Below are 21,672 nucleotides of genomic sequence, written 5' to 3' on the forward strand. Positions count from 1 at the left end.
AAAGCGACGTGGGTTATTCTAGGAATGCCAATTGCTCATAAGCATTACGGAGCCACACTTTCATGCGCTGGCGTTCGGCAATATTCATTAGGCTACGGTTATTGGCTACCGCCCAGAAGCTGCTGTTGTTGAAGTCGATCTTCTGCGTCAGCTTACTTTGCAATTTAGGTAACTCAATGATGAAAGCATCACGCTGCTGAGCTTTTTTGAAAGTATCTGATTTTTGGAAACGCGAGAAGTCAGTACCGCGACCCAAGTTTTGCACTACGATAAACTCAAGCTCTGGCTGTTGGTAACGTTCTAGCAGTTGATCAAGTAGCAACACTGAGTCGGCACCGTCGTCCATCACATGCCATAGGCATACTTGGTAGTCCATTTCGTCTAACAAACCAAACACATCCGTATCATCAATCCAGTCACCTAAAGGCTTCGCAGCTTGCGCGGCTAAATCAATAATGAGATCTTTGCCCGGATTAGCTTCCATAGCTTCCAATAAACCATCTAAGCTATCTTCTTCACCAATCACAACTGGTGAGGCAAATTCGCTGTAAAATCGTGAAAACGTGCCGTGTGACGCATCGCAATCAAAGCCTAAAAAGGGTAATTCGTGATCAATGTAATATTGCGCTAGCAAACGCGCCGTCATCGATTTACCCACACCACCTTTTTCGCCACCGACGAAGTGTACCTTACCCATGTATCGCTCCCTGTGTTTAAAGTTAATAGCCAATATATACAGGACTTCATGACGGGATGATGAAGCCGTTAATCAAACATACAGGCAAGCTAAAAAAATAGGAACGAGTAAACGCAGATTAAGGTACGTTTAGTCAAAACCGAGTTAAAAACATCGACAAAGGTCTATAACTCAGGAGCATTACGTTGTGAAGGCGCGATTTGAAACGCTGCACTACCTTCAAAAGGGTCAACCTTGATCCGTTGTTCATGAGTCGCCTCAGCCCACCAAACTAATTGACTAAAAGTACGTGCCAAATAGTCTTGCCAATGACTAACTTCACTGTCTTTTAGTATCGCTCCAGATTCGTCTAATACCTCTTGCGCTTTCGGCACATGGATCATCGCTGAAACAGGCAAGCAGCCAAGCTCCCCTAAGAAGGTTCGCATACCCACTGCGGCACGCATTCCGCCCCACTGCCCCGCAGAATACGTGACGATTGCACTGGGCTTAAACGAGAACAGCGAGCTACCAAAATGGTTCAATAGGTTCGCCAACGCTGGGCTCATAGAATGGTTGTACTCTGGGCTTACCATAACATAGCCATCCGCCTGCTGGATTTTATCTGCCAACGCGTCTAAATCCTGTGGCACTTTGCTTTTTGCGTAAGCAAAGTGAGGTTTAAAAACCGCCCCTTGAACGTAATCCAGTGGATCAATTAATTCAAATTCATGCCTTGGATAACAATTTGAGAGCTCATTTAAACAAAGCTTAGCAACTCGCTCCCCTAACCTTTTAGGTCGCGGTGGTGTTGATGTTCTAACTGAGCCTAAAAACACTAAAAATTTCATACAACTATTCTATCTAACTCTGTTTCACTCAAGACCTGTCTATACCCACTATTTGGTATAGCAAGTCGCTTTAAAAAACGTCTAGACTGACTACTTTATCAGCATGGTACTTAATAATGACAATTAAAATGTTAAATATCACAGAGGCTTGCGAAGAATACTTCATTGCACCTGAAAAACTCATACAAGGAAACCCACTACAAAAAATTTGGATTGAATATACCGATCCTAGCGAACAGTTTTTTGTTGGTATTTGGCAAAGTGAGCAGGGTAAATGGCACATCCACTATACGGAAGAAGAGTATTGCCATATTTTGGAAGGGGAAAGTGAAATTTTTGATCTCAGCAATAACCAAAAAATGATTGTGAAACCAGGAGATCGATTCGTAATTCCCGCAGGATTCACAGGCACATGGACTGTCATCAAAGCTACTAAAAAAAATTTTGTTATATACGAGAAAAAGTAACTCAAACGCCATCAAACTAATATAGAAAGCCTAATAGTAAATAAGGCTTTCTATATTAAAAATAAAATCAAATTTAGAAATAATAGAACATAATTTCAAAGAAACTAGAAATTAATATAAAATAAATTCTTTAATGCTATCCAAGGTAAAGGATTTATAGTGAACAATACTTTTAAGCATAGGTTTAACCCTTTCATACGAGATAAATCTGTTTATTACGTAACTCTCTTAGCTATTATTTTTCAATGGTCTCTTTACCTTTTTAACAATGAAGTTCAATTCACACTATCCCTATACAGAGGTACGTTTTTAGTTTCTCTAGTATTGAGTGCATGTTTAATGTTTCTAGGCTATTTTTTCTTTATCCTTTTCAAGAAAAGCAAGAGACCGTTAAAAGAGCTGCTAGAATATGTATTAATCCCGATAAAGGAATGGCATGAAACTTTAAACTTTATCGCACTTACTTTATCAATATCTATAGTCGCTTCAATCTACACTTCTGTGAAAAGCTCTATCCCATTATTTGTACCATTTTATCTAGACCCCATACTTTACAATATGGATCAATTCATCTTTTTTGGTAACACGCCATGGGAGCTAACACATATTATTTTTAGCACACCAGAATCTACTGCCTTCCTAAACCTAATGTACAACCTTTGGTTTTTAGTAATCTGGGTATTTTTGACTATTTTTATGGTGATGACAAATCTAAAAATAAAGAGGCTACAATTTATTATCTCTTTCCTATTGTGCTGGATTGTTATTGGAAACATTTCTGCAATCATCTTTTCATCTGTAGGCCCATGTTTTTATGGCTCTTATTATGTAGGACATGACCCGTATGAAGGCTTGATGAATTTACTAACGCATCAGGATAACATTCTTGCTTCAGAATATGGCACACTACGGGTTTGGTCGCTCCCCATCCAAGATCTTCTTTGGGAGAGCTACGTAAATAAGACCAATGACTTAGGACTTGGCATCTCAGCTCTTCCCAGTATGCACGTTTCCATTACAGCAATTATTTCTATTGCTCTTTACAGCATAAATAAAAAGTTAGGAGCGGTAGCTTGGATATACACTTGCATTATTATGATTGCTTCCGTGCATTTAGGATGGCATTACGCTGTCGATAGCGCTCTCGCCCTTGTGTTAACAACAGCAATTTGGTTTTTCGTTAAAAACGTTTTGCTCAATGAATCGGACAAAAAAAAGCCCCTATCATAAGATAGGGGCTGAGATGAGACACCACAAGCGTGGGTCACATGACGAATCTTAAACGTCTAGGAAATCCATGATACCTTCAGCGGCTTTACGACCCTCATCAATCGCTGTCACCACTAGGTCAGAACCGCGTACCATGTCACCACCCGCGAAGATTTTTTCATTGGTGGTTTGGAACATGAACTTACCGTCTTTTGGTGCCAATACGCGACCGCGGTTGTCCGTTTCAATGCCGAACTTTTCAAACCAAGGTGCAGGGCTAGGTTGGAAACCAAAGGCCACCAATACGACGTCTGCTGGGATGATTTGCTCGCTGCCTTCAACGATTTCTGCGCTGCGGCGGCCATTGGCATCAGGCTCACCCATTTGTGTTTCAACTACTTTGATGCCTTCTACTTTGCCATCACCAATGATTTCTACTGGCTGACGGTTAAATAGGAACTGTACGCCCTCTTCACGAGCATTTTTCACTTCTTTGCGTGAGCCCGGCATGTTCTCTTCGTCACGGCGGTAAGCACAAGTAACGCTCTTCGCACCCTGACGGATAGACGTACGGTTACAGTCCATCGCGGTATCACCACCACCTAAGACAACCACTTGCTTGCCTTTCATGTTGATGTAATCGTCTTCGCTTTCTTCGAAATCCAAGCAATGGTTCACATTGGAAATTAAGAAGTCTAGGGCATCGTAGACACCTGGTAGGTCTTCACCTGGGAAGCCACCTTTCATGTATTTGTAAGTACCCATGCCTAGGAATACGGCATCGTATTCTTCAAGTAGGTGCTCGAATGGCACATCATCACCCACACTGGTACCCAGTACGAACTCAACGCCCATCTCTTCAAAGATTTCGCGGCGACGAGTCATCACAGACTTTTCAAGTTTGAACTCTGGAATACCAAACGTTAGAAGACCACCAATTTCTGGGTTCTTATCGAATACAACTGGCTTCACACCGTTACGAACCAGAATGTCCGCACAAGCAAGACCCGCAGGGCCTGCACCAACGATGGCAACGGTTTTATCAACTGGAACAACCTTTGACATATCTGGGCGCCAGCCCAATGCAAACGCTGTATCAGTGATGTACTTCTCCACAGAGCCGATGGTTACAGCACCGAAACCACCTTCACCTAGCGTACAAGCGCCTTCACATAGGCGATCTTGCGGGCACACTCGACCACACACTTCTGGTAGTGAGTTCGTCTGATGACTTAGTTCTGCTGCTTCCAGAATGTTGCCTTCTGATACCAACTTCAGCCAGTTCGGGATGTAGTTATGTACCGGACATTTCCATTCACAGTATGGGTTACCACACTCTAAACAGCGGTGTGCTTGGCCTTTCGCTTGCGTTTCTTCGAAAGGACGATAAATTTCCACGAACTGAGATTTACGCGTCAGCAGTGGCTTCTTCTTCGGATCTTTACGATCCACTTCAACAAATTGAAATACGTTGTTCAAGCGCTCAGACATAAGCTGCTATCTCCTGTGGCCGCGCTCGGCGCGGCACTCTCTCAAATGGGTCAAACTGGGTTAGGAACGTTCTTCTCTAAAGCTTATTCAGGACGCTGACGAGTATTCGCCAACAACTGTCCTAAGCTTGCTGCTTTTGGTTTCACTAACCAGAACTTACCGATGTAGTCGTAGAAGTTTTCTAGGATCTCACGGCCCCACTCGCTATCAGTTTCGCGAACATATTCTTCGATCACGCTGCGTAAGTGCGAACGGTATTCTTCAGTCAATTCTGTACCTACGCGTTGGATTTCCACCAACTCGTGGTTGTACTTGTCTACGAAGGTACGGTCTAAGTCGAGTACGTAAGCAAAACCACCGGTCATACCTGCACCGAAGTTGTAGCCAGTGCTACCTAGCACCGTTACCAGACCACCTGTCATGTATTCACAACAGTGATCCCCTGCACCTTCGATCACCGCATGAACACCTGAGTTACGTACGCCGAAACGTTCACCCGCTGTTCCAGCCGCGAATAACTTACCGCCGGTCGCACCGTATAGACAGGTGTTACCAATGATCGCTGATTCTTGAGACTCAAACGCCGAACCTTTTGGTGGACGAACTACTAGCTTACCGCCAGTCATACCTTTACCCACGTAGTCGTTGGCATCACCTTCTAGGTACATGTGCAATCCGCCAGCGTTCCATACACCGAATGATTGACCCGCTGTGCCTTTCAGTTTCAAACTTAATGGCGCATCAACCATGCCTTGGTTACCGTAGCGCTTGGCAATTTCACCTGACAGACGAGCACCGATAGAACGGTCGCAGTTGGTTACATTGAACTCGAACTCACCGCCTTCTTTCTCTTCCACTACCTCTTTAACGGTCTCCCACATCTTCTCAGCCAATAGGCCTTTATCATGAGGCGGGTTAAACGGTACTTGGCAGAATTGGGGCTTGTCCGCTGGGATCGCATCGTTGTTCAAAATTGGCGATAGGTCTAAGTTTGCTTGTTTAGACGTTTCACCTGGTAGCAAAGTCAGTAGATCGGTACGACCAATCAATTCTGCCATGCTAGAAACACCCAACTTCGCCATCCATTGACGCGTGTCTTCTGCCATAAAGCGGAAGAAGTTTTTGATCATTTCTACGGTGCCGATGAAGTATTCTTCACGCAGTTTTTCGTCCTGTGTTGCCACACCCGTTGCACAGTTGTTTAAGTGACAGATTCGTAGGAACTTACAGCCCATTGCCACCATTGGAGTGGTACCAAAGCCGAAGCTCTCTGCGCCTAGGATCGCAGCTTTCACTACATCCAGACCCGTTTTCAGACCACCGTCTGTTTGCAGGCGAATCTTACCACGCAGATCATTGGCACGAAGAGCTTGCTGCGCTTCCGCCAAACCTAGTTCCCATGGTGAGCCCGCATGGCGGATCGATGTGATTGGTGATGCAGCGGTACCACCGTCGTAACCAGAGATCGTGATTAGGTCAGCGTAAGCTTTGGCAACACCTGCGGCGATCGTTCCAACACCTGGCTCAGATACCAGTTTCACTGATACTAGAGCATCTGGGTTTACTTGCTTCAAGTCGAAGATCAGCTGTGCCAAGTCTTCGATCGAGTAAATATCGTGGTGTGGTGGTGGCGAAATCAAGGTTACACCTGGTACCGCGTAACGTAGACGAGCAATTAAGCCATTTACTTTACCGCCCGGTAGCTGACCACCTTCACCTGGTTTCGCACCTTGAGCGACTTTGATCTGTAGCACTTCAGCGTTCACAAGGTATTCTGGCGTCACACCAAAACGGCCCGATGCGATTTGCTTAATCTTAGAGCGACGTTCTGTGCCGTGACGAGCTGGGTCTTCACCACCCTCACCAGAGTTTGAGCGACAGCCCAATTCATTCATTGCTTGTGCTAGTGCTTCGTGGGCTTCAGGAGACAATGCACCAAGAGACATACCAGCCGAGTCAAAGCGTGGCAGGATAGCTTCGATTGGTTCAACCTTGTCCAAAGCAATCTCTTTCACGTCTTCTTTGATGCCAAATAAGTCACGTAACATCGAAGCAGGACGCGTGTTAACTAACTCTGCATACTTAGAGAAATCTTCGAATTTACCACTGCTCACCGAGGTTTGTAGGTTACGAACCACATCTGGGTTAAAGGCATGGTATTCCGAATCATGTACGTATTTTAGGTAACCGCCTTGCTGTATTGGCTTACGTGCTTTCCAAGCGTGGGCAGCAATACTCGCTTGCTCACGCTGGAAGTCTTCAAACGTGGCCCCTTGGATACGGCTTGGCACACCTTTGAAGCATAGATCAACTACTTTGCTATCTAGGCCAACTGCTTCAAACAGCTGCGCACCTCGGTAGGAAGCAATCGTAGAGATACCCATCTTAGACATGATTTTCATCAGGCCTTTGTTGATGCCTTTACGGTATTTCTGGTGACAAGAAATCGGATCACCTAACACTTCACCTTTATCGATCATATCGTTGATCAAGCGGTAAGATAGGTATGGGTAAACCGCTGTCGCACCAAAGCCTAGTAATACGGCGAACTGGTGTGGATCACGCGCAAAGCCTGTATCTGCGATGATGTTTGAATCACAACGCAAACCCACTTCAGTCAAGTGGTGGTGTACCGCACCCACAGCCATTGGCGCAGGAATCGGCAGCTGACCTTTTTCGAACTCACGGTCCGTCAACACAACAATCACAGCACCATTACGTACGACTTCTTCGGCACTGATTTTTAAGTTACGAACCGCTTGCTCTAAGCTAATTTCGTCAGGATTGTATGTAGTGTTCAAACGTACTAGGCGGAAACGGTGGTCGTCCAACGCTAATAGTCGGCTGTACTTACGTGCCGACAAGATTGGCGACGATAAGATAATACGATTAGCGTGCTTAGGCGTTTCTTCAAACAAGTTACGCTCAACACCGATCAATGTCTCAAGGGACATAACAACCGACTCACGCAGTGGGTCGATGGGTGGGTTGGTTACTTGAGCAAACTTCTGACGGAAGTAGTCTGATACCGGACGAGTTTGGCTCGACATAACCGCCATTGGCGTGTCGTCACCCATCGAGCCAACTGCTTCATGACCACTTTCAGCCAATGGACGGAAAATCTGATCACGTTCTTCAAAAGATACTTGGAACATCTTTTGGTAAGTCGACATCTGTTCAGGGGTAAACGGCACAAACTCCATCGAATGCTCTTGCAATAAAGCCTCAATACGCAAACCTTCTTGCTTCAACCACTTCTTATATGGGTGAGCAGATTTCAGTTTATTGTTAATGTCGTCCGTGTGCAGTACTTTACCGTTTTGCGTGTCCACCACCAACATTTGGCCAGGACCAACACGTCCTTTAGAAACAACGTCTTCGGCTTTGTAATCGTAAGTACCGATTTCAGATGCCAGTGTGATGTAACCATTCTTAGTCACTACCCAACGGGCAGGGCGCAAACCATTACGGTCCAACATACAGATAGCGTGACGACCATCAGTCATAACAAGACCTGCTGGGCCATCCCATGGTTCCATGTGCATTGAGTTAAACTCATAGAATGCACGCAGTTCAGGATCCATGTTCTCTACGTTTTGCCATGCTGGTGGAATGATCATACGTGCCGCACGGAAGATATCCATGCCGCCAGTTACCAATAGCTCCAACATGTTATCCATAGAAGACGAGTCAGAGCCCGTTAGGTTAACAATCGGTTGAAGGTCCGCTAACTCAGGGATCAAAGGAGAACGTAGTTTGCTACCACGTGCGATCGCCCAGTTACGGTTACCGTCGATCGTGTTGATCTCACCATTGTGAGCCACCATGCGGAACGGTTGTGCCAACGGCCATTTAGGCAAAGTGTTAGTGGAGAAGCGCTGGTGGAATACACAAATAGCGGTTTTTAGCTTTTCATTACCTAGATCTTTATAAAAAGTAGGTAAATCAACTGGCATCATTAAGCCTTTGTAGGCCAACACTTTGTCAGACAAAGAACATATGTAGAAGTTTTCGTATTCAGCTAGCTCGATTTCAGTACGGCGACGAGCCACGAAAAGACGAGTGGCGAAAGTGCGCGCATCAAGACGGTTACTGTCGACAAACACTTGCTCAATGCGAGGTAGGCAATCCATCGCAATCGTACCTAAGCAAGAAGGATCTACTGGCACATCACGCCAGCCCACTACATTCAACCCTTCTGTTTCTAGTTGCTTGGTTAACGCATCACGTTGTTTTTCAGCCAGTGCTTCGTCTTGGTCCAAAAACACCATACCCACACCGTATAGGTCTGAAAATACATGATTGAACAAAGTCTTAGCTTCTTCACGCAAGAACGCATCAGGCTTTTGAATTAATAGACCACAACCGTCGCCGGTTTTTCCGTCGGCAGCAATACCACCACGGTGTGTCATACAGGTTAAAGATTCGATTGCGGTTTTTAGAAGGTCATGACTAGACGTGCCTTCCATATGAGCGATTAGGCCAAACCCACAGTTGTCTTTGAACTCGCCAGGACGATAAAGGCCTGCATTCATACACCAACTCCCACAGTTAAAACGTAGAAAACTCTACTCGATTTACTTCATATAACGTTAGGTGAGAATGCCTCAGAAGGGCACGAGAAATGGTTGTAATATACCCACCTAACCATTCAAACTGAGGGTCATACTACTCTGGGCTTTGGGATCGCTCAAACTTCAAGCATGGTCAAATGGGGTAAAACGGGGCTTTCGAAGCCTCAAATAAGAACCGTTCTCATAGTAAAGTAGAATTATCTATGGTTCGCTGATTTGCAGACAGAAAATTCCTCTGACTTACATTGGAAATCAGAGAAATATGGTTTTTTTTACTTATTTCTCTTTTTTTTTATCAAAATGCGACGGAAATCATGCATTAAAAGTGCAAAAACACAAAAAGCGTACAAATTTCATACAGCTCATTGTGCTTTGGCCTTCTGAATATCTTGCTGAATACCTCGCACACTCCGCGCCCATGGGTTCAAGGTCCTCAAGGACTGAGGTAAGTTTTCAACCGCTGCGATGGCCTCACTACGATTACGGTACTCACCGTATACAACTACGTACCATTCCCTACCATTGTGCATGGCTTGGAAGTAACTAAAAGCGGCCAAACTTCCTTGATCCCGAATAAAATCCTGAACCGTATCTTTATTATGAGTTCCGAGCAATTGCAGGGTATAACGATTAGGGTTTCTCTCTAACCAAGCGTCTGTTTTATCAAATGGGTCCGTTGATTCCACTTGTTTAACCTGCGCAGGCGTAGTTTCCAAAGGCTCTTCTGTTTGCAGAACCGGAGTGGTTTGAATAGGTGCAACCGGGGCTGAGTCAGGCGTATTTTGAACAGGAGAGGTTGAACGGATTGGAGCCGTCTCAATATTATTGTTGCTCGTTTGCTCTGATGGTTGTAATGCTTCAGCGGGAATAGGCGGAAGGGATACCGGTGTTTCTTGACCAATCTGGCGCTGCATCGCTTCAATTCGCGCTAATGTTTCTGAGCTCGCCTGTCGCGGCGCACTCTGTGCAATCGGTGCAATGCTGGTACTGTTGCTAACCGGCATTGATTCCTCCTCGCCATCACTGAAAATCACCGCTACGAGTATTCCCAGCATAATGATAGACATCAACGCCATATGAACTAAAGGAAAGCCAAATGACCCGCCAAGACGTATCCAAGAGCGCTTGCCTTTAGTGTCTCCGTCATTATTTTTACCATCTCCCATCAATGCAAGTGCGGCTTGATTGATAGCTCCCGGAAAGCCTCCGGACTGTTGGTAAATCTTTTTCAGCTGGCGCTCATTAAAAGGTAAGTTTATCCCTCCCCCAATCGCACGAACCCGGTGCAATAGGTAAGCTTGAGTCTGCTCAAAAGAATACGGCGCGAGTTCAAGCTCATGACTTAATTGCTCATAGCGACTGCGCTGATAGCTGTCTAAATTTCGAGCAACAGAGTATTCGGTAAACAGCGCGACGTGTGGGACTTCCTGAGACTCTGTCGCGAGGGACATCATGTCCATGAGCATAGTAACGGCATCCGTATTTAACTCATGCGCATTATCAATCAGAATAATAGCTTTTTGCCCCTTCGCTTCAATCTCATGAGCAAATTTTAGTAAGGGACCAAATGAAGTTCCGGCATTTTGACTGTCCAGCACATCGGCATAGCCTTGATAAATACTTTGCAATAGCTGGCCAGCTGTCATCAGCATAGAAGCTTTCACATGACTAATGACAGCGGTGTCATTCTGCAGGCGTATAAACTCCTGTAAAAACCGAGTTTTACCGCTGCCGGCAGCGCCTTTTACAACAGAAAGCAGATTTGAGTATCGACTAAGGTGTTCCAGCATACCTAGCTGCTGGTTTCGCTCTTCGCTGGAGAAGTAGACTTGCGAATCATTGGAACCAAACGGATTCCTCAGCATCACTTTCGGTTGCTGATCTAAGGCTTCCTCCAGATTAAACTGAAAGTTTGGCTCCGCCATGCACGTCCTCAGGATATAAGTTGAATGATTAAGCGCTTGCTGCTTCTATCGCATCATCTAAACAAGCGTTGAAGTCTTCCATAGCAAAGTCAGACGTAACGTACGCGTCCCCCAGTGCCTTCAACAGTATTAAACGTAAACTACCATCGAGTACTTTTTTGTCCAACAACATTCGCTCAATAAATGCATTACGACTCATCTCTTTTGGTGGCAGCACAGGTAGGTTAGCTTTTGCTAACAGGTTCACACTGCGCTCAACATCTGACTCAGTCAGACTGCCCAAACGCCAAGATAGGTCAACCGCTAAGACCGTTCCCGCTGCAACGGCCTCGCCATGTAACCAGTTGCCATATCCCATTTCCGTTTCAATTGCGTGACCAAAAGTATGACCAAGATTCAAGATTGCGCGAATGCCGCCTTCTCTTTCGTCTTGCGCGACAACATCCGCTTTTGCTCGACAAGACTCGTAAATAGCATGTGTAATTTTCTCACCATCTAGTGTCATTAAGTCGTCAATATTATCTTCTAACCATGAAAAGAATGGCGCATCGCAAATCAATCCATATTTAATCACTTCCGCCATACCAGCAGACAATTCACGTGCGGGCAGTGAGTTCAGTGACTCCGTATCAATAATGACCGCTTGTGGCTGATAAAAGGCACCAACCATATTTTTACCTAACGGGTGATTCACTCCCGTCTTTCCGCCAACCGATGAGTCAACTTGCGACAACAGGGTGGTTGGCACCTGAATAAAAGGCACACCACGCTGGTAGGTAGCAGCTGCAAAACCAGCCATATCTCCAACAACCCCACCACCCAACGCAATGATCGTCGTTGTACGGTTGTGCTTCGCTTCTAATAAAGAGGATAGAATAAGCTCATAGGTATCTAGCGTTTTATACTTTTCACCATCGGGTAGAACGCATGTGTCGACTTGGTAATCGTCACCTAGTAAGGCAACTAAATCGGCTAAATAAATATCCGCAACCGTTGTATTTGTCACGATCATGATTTGTTTTCCATGTATCGCATCATCAAACAATTGTTTTTGTTGACGAATACCTGCTCCAATATAAATAGGATAGCTTCGATCACCTAAATCGACCGTAAGAGTTCGCATGCGTTTAAACCTCCGCAGCTAAATGCTTTTTAATAGCGTCCATTACTTTGTTCGCAACCGTTTTAGGGTGTCGGGAGTCGGTTTCCACAATCACCGATGCCACCTCACGATAAAGAGGGTCTCGAATCGAGAATAATCGATTCAATGTTTCTTTCGGGTTCCCCTGTTTGAGCAACGGGCGATTATTACTTTTGGACGTTCGCTGTAATTGTTGGGCAACTGATGCAAAAAGATACACGACTAAGGATTGCTGCTTTAGCATGTGACGATTCTCCTCTTTCATCACGATTCCTCCTCCAGTCGCTAAAACGACGGGAGTCTGGTCGTCTTGTAGCATACTTTGTAAAGTTTGCGTTTCTCGTTTTCGGAACCCTTCCTCACCTTCTTTTTCAAAAATCCAAGGAATGTCTGCACCAGCTTTTTCTTCAATCACCCGATCAGAATCGAAAAATTCTCTGTCCAGCTGTTGCGACAGAAGGCGCCCAATGGTCGTTTTCCCTGCTCCCATTGGGCCCACTAATATAATTGTCGGGGCGTTAATCATTTTTTTAATACTTCGAAGTTAACTGTTTTCGGCTACCGCCTAGTTTACCGACATTTTTAGCAGTTTTGGCGTAATAAATACAAGTAGTTCCCTTTTTTCTTGTTGTTCGGTGCTCTGCTGGAATAATGCCCCCAATAAAGGCACCTCACTAAGGACTGGAACTTTGCTAATGGTAACAAGACGCTCTTCCCGAAAAATCCCTCCTAAGACTAACGTTTCGCCATTTAATACCTCAACCTGAGTTTGGACACGATTGGTTTCCAAGCTAGGCACACCATTGACCATATCACCAACCGAGTCTTGATGAATTTTGAGGTTCAACAAGAGTGTGTTGGCATCTTTCACTTCCGGTGTCACTTCTAATACCAACCCTGCCTGACGAAACTCGACGCTTAGACTTTCATCGTTCATAACTTGATAAGGTATTTCAGTACCAGACTCGATACGAGCAGACTGCCCTTCTGCCGTGACAATTTTAGGTCGTGCGACAATGTTGGCTGAGCCATTACGTTCTAGCCAATCCAAGGTTGCAGATAAATTCATGATCCCAGATTGTCCACTCACTCCCAGCGTAATAGGAGAAGATGCAATACCAAGCCCAACATCAGCTGAAACGCCTTGATTGGCTCTATCCAATAATGATGCTTGCCAATTCACACCGAGTTGTTCTTGGACACCTTCATTGATTTGCACAATTTCCGCAGCGATTTCTATTTGTCGCATGGGGCTATCTAGCCAAGTTAAGGACTGCTCTAAAATGGTGGGTGCGCCACAGTAGTGTGTCATTAACGCATTGGTTCTCGGATCAATAATCACTTTAATACCAGAGAAAAATTGTTGTAGATGAGAGCCTACTTGCTCAGCTTTAGCATGCTTTAAATGCCAGATTCGGTGAAAACAATCCTTTGCCTTGGGCGTAATATCTTCCATGGAAGAAGGAGACATAGGCATCAGTACAGCAATATCGTCTTGCCATTGAAGTGTCAGCTGATGCTGCAACGCTACTGCCGATAAAACCTGCTCCCACGTAGCGTCTCTTATGGATAACGAAATATCGCCATCAATGTCTGGGTCGATAACGACACTACTATTCAGTTGAGTTGCGAGCTGAGGTAAGACTTGCTGAAGAGGCTGCTGCCTAATAAAAACATCCAGAGCAAAAACGAGATCACTTAATATGAATGAACTCAATATGATAAAGAAGTGCACATACCTACGCATACTAAGGCTCCTTTGAATCATCATATAGGCTTAATGCTCGATTCAGTTCTATGCGCCGTTGTTCACCCTGGCTATTTGTTAAGACAATTCCATCTTGATCAATCTCAGTGAGGGTGGCATGCAGCGCAGGTAACCAGCTACCTTGCTTATGCCAGTGCTCATCGCCATTTATATTTATTAAAGCTGAAGCGTCATAGTTGTTCAATGTGGTCAGTAATTCACCTTTGCTCGGCCATTCACTTTGACTAGAAATAGGCAGCCAATCTTGCTCAGGCTTTAGGATCTCTGGTTTAGTAAAGTGCCAGGTTAAATCTGCCTGCCAAAGCTCACCACTTCGATGCCAAGTGGCGCGCTCTAATGCTAACCAATATTGATTTTGTATTTCACTTAAAGCCTCACGCCAATGCGTTAACGTCATGTTATCTTGAAGCCGTAAGCCAACAACCAAATCATCTTGATATAGAAGTGTCATGGCGTTTGTATTTTGCAAAGACTTGATACGCTGTTCCACTGACACCCATTTTTGTGAAGCATGTTGCCATTGAATAATAGCTTGTTGGCGCTCCTTATATTCCTGCCATAATAGGCGTCCTCCCCATACAGCGCTGACTATTTCGATTAGTAGCAACCAACGAAGCATTTGAAGTATTCGTAAAGTACTGTTTGATGGATACCTCATGGCCACACCTCACCATTTAGAACGACTTTCACAGCTGGGAGAGATGCAGACCAGTTTTCGTACCAAAGCTGTAAATCCCGATCCGGTCCAGTCAATGTAAGATCTACTTGATAAGGCTGTAGTTCTATGTGCTCTAAACGAACAGTTCTCGGAAGTGCTTGTACGTATTCAAGCGTCGTATTCAGGTAAGAGAACTTCGCCTCAGGCCATGGCCATTGGAACGGCTCTTTTAGCGTAGGCATCTCAGCCAATAAGAAGCTGGCTACACCAAGGGTCAAAACAGTCGTTAGAAATGTTCCGGCGCCCCAACAGGACAGCTCAAAACGTCGCTGTTTTTCCGCCATATAGGCATCGCTGTATGGGTGAAAGCAATATGGTTCTCTGTTGATTAATAGCCAATCGGCCTCTCGCAAAGAGATCAACTCTTCACTAAGAATATACTTAAAACCAAGCTTCGATAGCGCTTGATAGTAAGTATTTGCCAACACATAAACATGCAGTGTATATGGCTCTCTAGCCCTGTCTTGCCAAAAAACTAGGTTGCGCTCTGACTCCTGAAGAGAAGAAGTCACTCCTGCGTAAGCCTGAGCAGCAACTCCTAGTAACTTTTTCGACAAGCGCCTACCGACAACATGTGAGGACTTTTCTAGCCAGTGATTGGGTAATAATATGGCGTTAGGAAAGGCACTCTGTTGACTGAGAAACTTCTCTAATTGACATAACTCATTCTGAATATCGGAATGCCCAGTACTTTTATGAACTTTAGAAGCTAAGTTTTCTTTCGCTGTTTTGGTGATGACACACCATGCACCATCACGCCAAACAATAAACTTGGGATGAGAAAATATAGACACGTCTTCCTCCATGAATCGATGTCGTTGTTAGTAACTTTTAAATATGACAAGCAAAATTAGTCGTTTGATTATTAATCATCATATTTTTACAAGAAGATAACACGAAAATTCCCTCCGACAAGCCTCCATGGCTAACTCAAGTCAGGTATAATCCATCGCACACTAATTAATCAGTGACCTAACATGGCCAAAACATTCAAAATTCTTTTTATCCTTGCTCTACTTGGCGCACTGGCCGCTGCTGGGATTATCTTCGCTGTATACCATCAAGTAAAAGACAGCATCCCAACTAAAGAAGAAATGCAAGCTATCGAACTGCAAATCCCTTTACGAATCTACACTCGAGATGAGCAACTAATCGGGGAGTTTGGTGAGCAACGTCGTACGCCTGTTCGCTACGAAGATATTCCTCTGGATTTAGAGAATGCTGTGTTAGCGGCAGAAGACAGTAATTTTTACCACCATCCAGGTGTCGATATCATGGGGCTATTACGCGCCGCCTATCAATTAGTATCGACTGGGGAAATTCAGAGTGGTGGTAGCACCATTACCATGCAGGTCGCACGTAACTATTTTCTGTCCTTTGAACAAACCTTCATGCGTAAATTCACGGAGATTTTTATCTCTCTGAAAATGGAGCAAGAGCTCAGTAAGCACGAGATTCTAGAGCTCTACATGAATAAAATTTATCTAGGTAAGCGCGCCTATGGTTTTGATGCAGCAGCACAAGTCTATTACGGTAAACCATTAAATGAGCTATCTCTAGCGCAATACGCCATGATTGCAGGTTTGCCTAAAGCTCCTTCACGCTATAACCCAATCGCCAATCCATCCCGAGCATTGATCCGCCGGAACTGGATCCTACAACGCATGCTAACGTTGGGAATGATTGATAAAACAGCCTATCAAACAGCTGTTGAAGCCCCAGTTACCGCGCAGAACTATGGTATTCAAGCGGATGTGGAAGCCAATTATGTAGCGGAAATGGTGCGTCATGAACTTTACCAAACCTACGGAGACAAGCTTTACTCAGAAGGCCTTGTGGTCTATACAACGATAAATTCACAACGCCAGAAGGACGCCAATGATGCAATTTATAACGGTGTACTTGCGTATGACGAGCGACACGGTTATCGCGGTACATTGGATACTCGAACCGATTTAATCAATGCCACATTAGAAGATCAGCAAGCAGTGTTTAAAGAGTTTGATAATATTCCTGATTGGACACTGGCCTTGGTATTGAGCACCGAACAAGAACAAGCGACTGTACGTTTACAAGATGGCAGTGCTGTGGACTTACCTTTCGCGGCGTTGAGCTGGGCGGCCCCTTACTTAAATGAAAACGCTCATGGCCCCAAACCTAAAACCGTTGAAGACGTTGTCGTACCGGGAGATATCATTCAATTACGCCCAGATGAAGAAACCGTCTGGCGTTTAGCGCAAACTCCTACCGTACAAAGTGCATTAATTTCTCTAGATAGCCGTGATGGTGCCATTGAATCCCTTGTCGGTGGATTTAACTTCTTCGCCAATAAATTTAATCGCGTAACTCAATCAAAGCGCCAGCCTGGATCGAACTTTAAGCCGTTCATTTATTCCAGTGCACTAGCCAATGGTTATACCGCTGCCAGTGTCATTAACGACGCACCGGTTGTCTTTCATGACAGCAACTTAGCCAATGCATGGCGTCCAACAAACGACGGCGGTAAATTCTATGGCCCAACACGATTACGCCAAGCGCTGTATCGCTCCCAAAACGTAGTCTCGGTTCGTTTGCTAGATGAAATGGGGGTACGTCCAACCTTGCAGTTTGTGAAACGATTTGGCTTCGACCCAGATGAATTACCGCATAATTTGTCCTTATCTTTGGGTAGTGCAAACCTCTCACCATTACAAATTGCTTCAGGATACAGCGTCTTCTCAAATGGTGGCTTCCGTGTTCAGCCTTACTTAATTGACCGTATCGAAGATCGTTCAGGTGAGACAGTATTCCAAGCTGAGCCAGTAACAGTCTGCAAAGACTGTACTTTATTAGAAGGTGTTGACATTGATAGCCCTGAAAAAGGACTATTCGACAAACAACAAGGGGTGGTTGAGCTACCTGTCGCACCTCGCGTATTGGATGCAGAAATTAACTACATCATGTACGACATCATGCGCGATGTGATTCGCTACGGCACAGGACGTCGTGCCCGTGTCCTAGAACGAGACGATATTGCAGGTAAAACAGGCACCACAAATGACGGTCGTGACGCTTGGTTTTCAGGCTTTAATGGCGATGTGGTGACGACGGTTTGGACCGGCTTTGATGATATGTCTCCGCTGGGACGTGGCGAATGGGGTGGCTCTGCTTCCCTACCCACTTGGATCAACTACATGCGCCCAACCTTAGCAGGAACAGAACCAAGCTATGTCGAGAAACCTTCATCATTGGTAACGGTTCGCATCGATCCAACCACCGGCGAGCGGGCATATCCTGGCCAGAATAATGCTATTTTCGAGCTATTCCGCAAGGATCATATTCCCACAAGACGAGTCACAGCACGCTCCGAGCCTCAAGAACGATCATCGGATACTACGGCAGAACCTGCTCCTTCCAGTAATATCGCCATTGAGAATTTATTCTAAACCACAAAAAACGCTGCCATCTGGCAGCGTTTTTTTATGCTTCAAGCGTTACGTGTGATGTTAATCTTGATGACAAAGAAGGTAATCCGCTAGCTGGGCAAAGCCTTCCCCACCTTCGGCATCGGTTAGGTAGCCTGGAAGATGCTTCAGCGTTGTTAAATGTGGCGCGATGTTCGCTACGCCGACACTTACAGGAAACTCAGCAAACATAGACTCATCATTGGGAGCATCGCCTACGTAGATGACTTGTTGATGGGCTTGCGCCATAGACAGTTGCAAGAATTGCGTCAGCACATGACGCGCCATAACCACTTTATCTACCCCTGATTGGCAAACATTGATATGAATGGAAGACGCTTTCGCATTCAACCCTTTATCTCGCAAAATAGCCAGTAACGCCTCTTTCTCTTGATGGGCGGGCGGTTGCACCTGCTGTGCATAATCGATCGCCACATCCGTTAATCGATAAGCTTGATCCTTTGCCAGAGCCAAAGTAGGAAAATGCACCAACTCTGCTTGAACCGTTGCTAACAGTGATGCTTGCTCTGTGCGCATAGCCGCTTCAGCATTCAAAAAATGGTAATGGACGACACCAGATTTTGGCTCTAGAAACACACCGCCACCTTCACTGATGACACCGGCTACAGGCAGCACTCGAGCCATCATATCCGACCATCCAGCACAGCCACCGGTGACGGGGATTACCTTAATTCCCGCTTGTTCTAATCGGTACAAAGCACTCAGTGCTGCAGAAGGTAAACGGCCATGAAGTGTTAAAGTGTCATCAAAGTCTGTGAGCACATAACGTATGTTTTTGAGTGATGTCAGCGGTAAATCCACTAATGGTTTAGGCATGTCGAATACACTCTTCGCTAAGCACAATGTCCACTCCTTGTTGCATCAGTAATTGACGCTGCTCTACGGAAATAACGTCGGTGTACAGGGCTTCCACTGCGGCAAAGGATGTGACACAGGCACTCGCCTTACGCCCCCACTTATGCTGATCTGCAACCAACAACACATGGCGGCTTTGCTCGATCAACACACGACTTAGATTGGCCTCGTCTGGGTCAAAATCGAGAATGCCATAGCGTTCATGTAAGCCACCGCAGCCTAGTATGCCGTAATCAAATACATACTTGCGCATACTCTCGATGGCATCGCTTCCCACCAAATCACAATGACGATGACGCATTCGCCCAGCCGTTAGCCTTACAGGAATGTCTTGGCGATTTGCAAACAAGGTCGCGACCGTTAGGTTATTAGTAAACACTTGCAGCGCTTGATGGTTCAGCAACGTCTTCGCCACGTACTCCACCGTTGTGCCTATGCCTAGAAATACCGACGCACCATTAGGAATGGCCTGCGCCACCTGTTGAGCGATTTTCTGCTTCGCATCACTATTCAAGAATTGGCGATTCGCGAAGGGTAGATTTTCCGCTGTGGATACCGGCGCAATGCCGCCATGTTGGCGCCTGACTAGATGTTTTTCAGCCAGCTGGTTAATGTCTTTTCGAATGGTTTGTGAGGACACATTGAAGCGTTCCACCATGTCCTCAACCAATAATAAATCGCACTGCTGCACCCAATTTAAGATGTGCAGCTGACGTTCATTTAAACTCAAATCATGACTCCAAATGCATAAACTGATTAGGATCATCGGTGATCACCGCATCCATACCCCACTGCCAGTGATCTTTAACCGCATCGGTGGTGTTGGCGGTGTAGCAAAGCAATTTGTAGCCAGCCTCTTTTATCGCTCGCGCTTGCGTTTCAGTTAATTGCGAATAGTCACAATTTAAACTGTATGCCGCTATGCCAGAGAGTTTCTCCTGCCAATCCTGCGGTACATCTTCCACTAAGTAAGCCAAGTAAAGAGCGTTGTTTAAACGATAACAGACTTCCAACGCAGGATAGTTGAAGCTTGAAATCATTAGCTTTTCAGCGTCTTGCCAAAGCGCTTTTAACGTAGCCAAAATCGGAGGTACAACCGTCTCAACATCCGTGCCTTCGTATTTGATTTCTAAGTTAAGCCCCAAACCAAGATCCTGAATACACACTATCGCCTGCTCAAGTGTGGGCACCCCTTCCCCTGAAAACTCGCGACCAAACCAAGCTCCAGCATCCAAAGATAAGACCGTTTTAAGCTCTGCATCTGCTGTCACTCCAGAACCATTGGTGCAACGGTCCAAGGTATCGTCATGAAAGATCACAAGGCCGCCTTGAGCAATTGGGTAGACATCAATTTCTACCCATTTCACGCCTGTTTTCGCTGCAGCTTTGATCGATGCCAAGGTATTTTCTGGCGCTAACAATGCTGCCCCACGGTGCCCCATAACTTTGCTCAGTTGCATGATTTTTCTACCCTTTGTTGGGTCTCAGCATCGAATAAATGCCAAGCAGATTTAGGAACCCTAAGGGGCAAGCGCTCTCCCGACTTAGGCGTATGATGTCCCGCCAATCGTACTACAAAGTTTGGCGTGTTGCCGTCTCCTAATTGAAGGCTACCGTGGACTAAGGTTTCCGCACCTAAGGCTTCCACTGCTTTCACGCTCAGCATGACATCGGCTTCTTCTGCAGCACAGATTTCCACATGCTCAGGTCGAATTCCCCAAATAAGCTTTTGATCCGCAAGCTGTGGACAAGGCAAGCGGATATCCACACCTAGTTGCAAATACTCACTTTTCACCGCGGTGGGGATAAGATTCATGGACGGTGAGCCGATAAATTGCGCCACAAACGTCGAGGCAGGGCGATCATACAATTCCATTGGGGTGCCAATCTGCTCCGCATGACCTTTATTCAATACCACTAATCGATCGGCCAACGTCATGGCCTCGACTTGGTCATGGGTCACATATAGCGTGGTCGTTCCCAGCTTACGCTGCAACTCGCGAATTTCCACGCGCATTTGCACACGTAGTTTTGCGTCTAAGTTGGACAAAGGCTCATCGAATAAAAAGACCTTAGGATCACGTACCATGGCACGCCCCATAGCAACACGCTGACGCTGTCCGCCTGACAACTGCTTCGGTTTACGACTCAACAGCTCTTCAAGTCCAAGCATTACGGCGACCGCATTCACCTTGGTGTCGATCTCGTCTTTATTCACACCTCGGTTTTTCAAACCATAAGCCATGTTGTCGTACACGGACATGTGTGGATAAAGAGCATAGTTTTGAAACACCATGGCAATGTCACGCGCGGCGGGCTCTTTGTCATTCACCCGCTCGCCTTTGATCAGCAAGTCTCCTTGGGTAATGGTTTCCAAGCCTGCCACCATACGGAGCAAGGTTGACTTACCACAACCGGATGGCCCCACTAAAACGATGAATTCACCTTGTTCAATATTCAGGTCAATACTGGGGATCGCGTGATATCCGTTAGCGTAGGTTTTACCAATATTTTCTAAGACTAAATCTGACAT

The 21,672-nt window shown here is 45.6% G+C and carries 17 protein-coding genes; 3 read left to right on the plus strand and 14 right to left on the minus strand.

Features of this window, described 5'->3' with window-relative positions:
• Nucleotides 1-13: 13 nt before the first annotated feature.
• Both JHD44_RS09995 and JHD44_RS10000 read right to left on the minus strand, forming a co-directional pair.
• Nucleotides 14-697 carry a mobilization protein gene (locus tag JHD44_RS09995; protein ID WP_199462612.1) on the minus strand — a complete coding sequence of 228 codons (684 nt, stop codon included), beginning with the start codon at nucleotides 695-697 and terminating at the stop codon, nucleotides 14-16.
• Between the two features lie 164 nt (nucleotides 698-861).
• A complete protein-coding gene (locus JHD44_RS10000; protein WP_199462613.1) occupies nucleotides 862-1,527 on the minus strand; it encodes an NADPH-dependent FMN reductase in 666 nt (221 codons plus the stop codon).
• A 116-nt stretch (nucleotides 1,528-1,643) separates the two neighbouring features.
• Between JHD44_RS10000 and JHD44_RS10005 the strand changes: the two genes are divergently transcribed.
• Both JHD44_RS10005 and JHD44_RS19110 read left to right on the plus strand, forming a co-directional pair.
• Nucleotides 1,644-1,994 carry a cupin domain-containing protein gene (locus JHD44_RS10005; RefSeq protein ID WP_199462614.1) on the plus strand — a complete coding sequence of 117 codons (351 nt, stop codon included), beginning with the start codon at nucleotides 1,644-1,646 and terminating at the stop codon, nucleotides 1,992-1,994.
• A gap of 159 nt (nucleotides 1,995-2,153) precedes the next feature.
• A complete protein-coding gene (locus tag JHD44_RS19110; protein WP_199462615.1) occupies nucleotides 2,154-3,224 on the plus strand; it encodes a phosphatase PAP2 family protein in 1,071 nt (356 codons plus the stop codon).
• 48 nt (nucleotides 3,225-3,272) lie between these two features.
• Here the strand turns inward: JHD44_RS19110 and JHD44_RS10015 are convergent, their stop codons facing one another.
• The 8 genes from JHD44_RS10015 to JHD44_RS10050 all read right to left on the minus strand — a co-directional run bounded on the left by JHD44_RS10015 (nucleotide 3,273) and on the right by JHD44_RS10050 (nucleotide 15,614).
• Nucleotides 3,273-4,694 carry an FAD-dependent oxidoreductase gene (locus JHD44_RS10015; RefSeq protein WP_199462616.1) on the minus strand — a complete coding sequence of 474 codons (1,422 nt, stop codon included), beginning with the start codon at nucleotides 4,692-4,694 and terminating at the stop codon, nucleotides 3,273-3,275.
• Between the two features lie 83 nt (nucleotides 4,695-4,777).
• Entirely contained in the window at nucleotides 4,778-9,229 is a 4,452-nt protein-coding gene (gene gltB, locus JHD44_RS10020) for a glutamate synthase large subunit (protein WP_199462617.1), read from the minus strand.
• A 401-nt stretch (nucleotides 9,230-9,630) separates the two neighbouring features.
• Complete coding sequence (locus JHD44_RS10025) at nucleotides 9,631-11,193, minus strand: SPOR domain-containing protein (RefSeq protein WP_199462618.1); 1,563 nt, start codon at nucleotides 11,191-11,193, stop codon at nucleotides 9,631-9,633.
• A 28-nt stretch (nucleotides 11,194-11,221) separates the two neighbouring features.
• Complete coding sequence (gene aroB, locus JHD44_RS10030) at nucleotides 11,222-12,316, minus strand: 3-dehydroquinate synthase (RefSeq protein WP_199462619.1); 1,095 nt, start codon at nucleotides 12,314-12,316, stop codon at nucleotides 11,222-11,224.
• Between the two features lie 4 nt (nucleotides 12,317-12,320).
• Nucleotides 12,321-12,860 (minus strand): shikimate kinase AroK, encoded by a 540-nt coding sequence (gene aroK / locus JHD44_RS10035; RefSeq protein ID WP_199462620.1) that lies wholly within the window; start codon nucleotides 12,858-12,860, stop codon nucleotides 12,321-12,323.
• Between the two features lie 39 nt (nucleotides 12,861-12,899).
• Nucleotides 12,900-14,081: a type II and III secretion system protein gene (locus JHD44_RS10040; protein ID WP_233401989.1), complete on the minus strand. Its 1,182-nt coding sequence runs from the start codon at nucleotides 14,079-14,081 to the stop codon at nucleotides 12,900-12,902.
• A 1-nt stretch (nucleotide 14,082) separates the two neighbouring features.
• Complete coding sequence (locus JHD44_RS10045; RefSeq protein ID WP_199462621.1) at nucleotides 14,083-14,760, minus strand: hypothetical protein; 678 nt, start codon at nucleotides 14,758-14,760, stop codon at nucleotides 14,083-14,085.
• Nucleotides 14,757-15,614: a hypothetical protein gene (locus tag JHD44_RS10050; RefSeq protein WP_199462622.1), complete on the minus strand. Its 858-nt coding sequence runs from the start codon at nucleotides 15,612-15,614 to the stop codon at nucleotides 14,757-14,759. The genes JHD44_RS10045 and JHD44_RS10050 overlap by 4 nt, the downstream gene beginning before the upstream one ends.
• 183 nt (nucleotides 15,615-15,797) lie before the next feature.
• Between JHD44_RS10050 and JHD44_RS10055 the strand changes: the two genes are divergently transcribed.
• Nucleotides 15,798-18,245 carry a penicillin-binding protein 1A gene (locus tag JHD44_RS10055; RefSeq protein WP_199462623.1) on the plus strand — a complete coding sequence of 816 codons (2,448 nt, stop codon included), beginning with the start codon at nucleotides 15,798-15,800 and terminating at the stop codon, nucleotides 18,243-18,245.
• 60 nt (nucleotides 18,246-18,305) lie between these two features.
• Here JHD44_RS10055 and JHD44_RS10060 read toward each other — a convergent pair whose 3' ends face one another.
• The 4 genes from JHD44_RS10060 to JHD44_RS10075 are packed head-to-tail and all read right to left on the minus strand — an operon-like array spanning nucleotide 18,306 to nucleotide 21,672.
• Nucleotides 18,306-19,100 carry an HAD-IIB family hydrolase gene (locus tag JHD44_RS10060; protein ID WP_199462624.1) on the minus strand — a complete coding sequence of 265 codons (795 nt, stop codon included), beginning with the start codon at nucleotides 19,098-19,100 and terminating at the stop codon, nucleotides 18,306-18,308.
• Nucleotides 19,093-19,869 (minus strand): DeoR/GlpR family DNA-binding transcription regulator, encoded by a 777-nt coding sequence (locus JHD44_RS10065; protein ID WP_199462625.1) that lies wholly within the window; start codon nucleotides 19,867-19,869, stop codon nucleotides 19,093-19,095. Before JHD44_RS10065 ends, JHD44_RS10060 begins: the two co-directional genes overlap by 8 nt.
• Nucleotide 19,870: 1 nt before the next feature.
• Nucleotides 19,871-20,599: a glycerophosphoryl diester phosphodiesterase gene (locus tag JHD44_RS10070; protein WP_199462626.1), complete on the minus strand. Its 729-nt coding sequence runs from the start codon at nucleotides 20,597-20,599 to the stop codon at nucleotides 19,871-19,873.
• On the minus strand, nucleotides 20,590-21,672 hold the full coding sequence (locus JHD44_RS10075; RefSeq protein WP_199462627.1) for a sn-glycerol-3-phosphate import ATP-binding protein UgpC: 1,083 nt from the start codon (nucleotides 21,670-21,672) through the stop codon (nucleotides 20,590-20,592). Before JHD44_RS10075 ends, JHD44_RS10070 begins: the two co-directional genes overlap by 10 nt.

This window comes from Marinomonas ostreistagni (genome assembly GCF_016461785.1).
In the GTDB taxonomy this organism is placed as follows: Bacteria; Pseudomonadota; Gammaproteobacteria; order Pseudomonadales; family Marinomonadaceae; genus Marinomonas; species Marinomonas ostreistagni_A.